Below are 3,084 nucleotides of genomic sequence, written 5' to 3' on the forward strand. Positions count from 1 at the left end.
CCGCACACCTTCACGGGGGCCGCCCCGCAGCAACAGGCGGCCCTGTTCCGACACCGCACTCTGACCGTCGAGCCGCCCCCCGCGCGCCCGGCGACCCGCCCCGACGCGGCCGACGGCACCCCGGGCGGCGACACCTCCGACGGCGACGCCCCGGGCGGTGACTCTCCTGACGGCGACGCCCCGGGCGACAGCATCGCCGCCCTCGACGACAGCCGGAACGACGACGCGGCGAGCGAGGGGGCCGCGAGCGACGACGCCGCGAGCGAGGCGGCCGAGCACGAGGCCGCGGGCGAGAGGACCGAACCCGAGCACATCACGCCGGCGCCCGCCCCCGCGGAGCCCCCGGCCACGACCGCGGACCCGTCGCCCGACCTCTCCACCCGGACCGCGGCCACGGCCCCGACCGCCGGCTCCGCGGTCGCCGTCGAGGCCCCCGGCCCGCCGGACCACGCCGAGCAGCACGCGGACGAGCGCACCGGCGGGGACGCCGGGCCGCGCAGCCCCGAGCACGCCGAGCTGCCGCACGACCGCTTCCTGGACCGCGAGCGCAGCTGGCTGGCGTTCAACCAGCGGGTGCTGGAACTGGCCGAGGACGAGTCGACCCCGCTGCTGGAGCGGGCCCGCTTCCTGTCGATCTTCGCCAGCAACCTCGACGAGTTCTTCATGGTGCGCGTCGCCGGCCTCAAGCGGCGGATCGCCACCGGCGTCGCCACCCGCGCGGCCTCCGGCCGCCGCCCCCGCGACGTCCTGGAAACGATCTGGACCAGCAGCCGGGCGCTCATGGAGCGGCAGGCCGAGTGCTTCGAGCGCACCGTCTCCCCGGCGCTGGCGGCCGAGGGCATCCACCTGCTGCGCTGGCCGGACCTCACCGAGCAGGAGCAGACGCGCCTGTTCTCGTTCTTCCGCAAGCGCATCTTCCCGGTGCTGACGCCGCTGGCCGTGGACCCGGCGCACCCCTTCCCCTACATCTCCGGGCTCTCCCTCAACCTGGCCGTGGTGGTCCGCAACCCCGCGACCGGCCACAAGCACTTCGCCCGCGTGAAGGTGCCGCCGCTGCTGGCCCGGTTCCTGGAGGCGTCGGCCCAGCGGTACGTCCCCGTCGAGGACGTGATCGCCGCCCATCTGGAGGAGCTGTTCCCCGGAATGGAGGTACTCGACCACCACATCTTCCGGGTCACCCGGAACGAGGACCTGGAGGTCGAGGAGGACGACGCGGAGAACCTGCTCCAGGCGCTGGAGAAGGAGCTGCTGCGCCGCCGCTTCGGGCCGCCGGTCCGGCTGGAGGTCGAGCGCTCCATCGACCGCGAGGTGCTGGACCTGCTGATCCGCGAGTTGAAGATCACCGAGGAGGAGGTCTTCGCCCTCGCCGGGCCGCTGGACCTCACCGGACTCGACGACATCGCCTCGCTGGACCGGCCCGAGCTGAAGTTCCCCAAGTTCATCGCCGGCACCCACCGCGACCTGGCGGAGGTCGAGTCCGCGACCGCGCCCGACATCTTCGGCGCGGTCCGCGAACGGGACGTGCTGCTCCACCACCCGTACGACTCGTTCTCCACCTCGGTGCAGCTGTTCGTGGAGCAGGCGGCCGCCGACCCGGACGTCCTCGCCATCAAGCAGACGCTGTACCGGACCTCGGGTGACTCCCCGATCGTGGACGCCCTGATCGACGCCGCCGAGTCCGGCAAGCAGGTGCTGGTGCTGGTCGAGATCAAGGCGCGGTTCGACGAGCACGCCAACATCAAGTGGGCGCGCAAGCTCGAACAGGCCGGCTGCCACGTCGTCTACGGCCTCGTCGGGCTCAAGACGCACAGCAAGCTCTGCCTCGTCGTCCGGCAGGAGGGCGACCACCTGCGGCGCTACGCCCACATCGGCACCGGCAACTACCACCCGAAGACGGCCCGGATGTACGAGGACATCGGGCTGCTCACCGCCGACCCCGACGTCGGCGCGGACCTCTCCGACCTCTTCAACCGGCTGTCCGGCTACAGCCGTCGGGACAACTACCGCCGGCTGCTGGTCGCCCCGCGCTCGCTGCGGGACGGGTTGATAAGCCGTATCCGGCGGGAGGTCGTCAACCACCGCGAGGGCCGCCCGGCGGCGGTGCGGATCAAGGTCAACTCCATCGTGGACGAGCGGGTCATCGACGCGCTGTACCGCGCCTCCCAGGCGGGTGTTCCGGTCGACATCTGGGTACGCGGCATCTGCGCGCTCCGACCCGGGGTACCCGGACTGTCGGAGAACATCCGGGTGCGGTCGATCCTCGGCCGCTTCCTGGAGCACTCCCGGGTCTACGCGTTCGGCAGCGGTGGCGACACCGAGGTCTGGCTCGGCAGCCCCGACCTGATGCACCGCAACCTGGACCGGCGCATCGAGGTGCTGGTCAAGGTCGCCGACCCGGCCCACCGGCACACCCTGAACCGCCTGCTGGCGACGGGGACGTCCGACTCCACCGCCTCCTGGCACCTGGGCCCGGACGGCAGCTGGACCCGCCACGCCGTCGATGAGGACGGCGCCCCCCTGCGGGACATGCAAGAGACCCTCATCGAGGCACGGAGGAAACGACGTGGCAGCGGAAACTGAGCTGGTGCGCGCGGCCGGCTGCGTCCTGTGGCGCCGCCGACCGAAGGACGGCGCGGTGGAGGTGGCCCTGATCCACCGCCCCCGCTACGACGACTGGTCGCACCCGAAGGGCAAGCTGATGGCCGGGGAGAGCGAGGCCGACGCGGCGGTGCGCGAGGTGCTGGAGGAGACCGGTATGCGCTGCGAACTCGGCGCCCGGCTCCCCACCACCCGCTACACGGCGGAGGACCGGCCGAAGGTCGTCACCTATTGGGAGGCACGCGCGACCAGCGGGGCGTTCGTGCCCAACGACGAGGTGGACCGCATGGTCTGGCTCGACCCGTCGACGGCCCGCCGTCACCTCTCCAACCCGTGGGACCGCCCGCTGCTCGACGCCGCCGCGGCGGCCTGGGACGGCGAGGCCCCCACGACGGCCGGCGCCGGCTCGCCGGCGGCTGGCTGACCCGACCGGGGCGGGTGCGACGGTCCCGGCCGGGTGGGGTGTCCGTCCGGCGGGCGCCCCCC

At 73.2% G+C, this 3,084-nt stretch carries 2 protein-coding genes; both read left to right on the top strand.

Annotation, left to right across the window (positions count from 1 at the left end):
* Positions 1 to 312 precede the first annotated feature (312 nt).
* Entirely contained in the window at positions 313 to 2,580 is a 2,268-nt protein-coding gene (locus tag HCN56_RS24775) for an RNA degradosome polyphosphate kinase (protein WP_167974779.1), read from the top strand.
* On the top strand, positions 2,564 to 3,022 hold the full coding sequence (locus HCN56_RS24780) for an NUDIX hydrolase (RefSeq protein ID WP_312871440.1): 459 nt from the start codon (positions 2,564 to 2,566) through the stop codon (positions 3,020 to 3,022). Before HCN56_RS24775 ends, HCN56_RS24780 begins: the two co-directional genes overlap by 17 nt.
* Positions 3,023 to 3,084 lie beyond the last annotated feature (62 nt).

This window comes from Streptomyces lonarensis, from assembly GCF_012033735.1.
Classification (GTDB): domain Bacteria; phylum Actinomycetota; class Actinomycetes; order Streptomycetales; family Streptomycetaceae; genus Streptomyces; species Streptomyces lonarensis.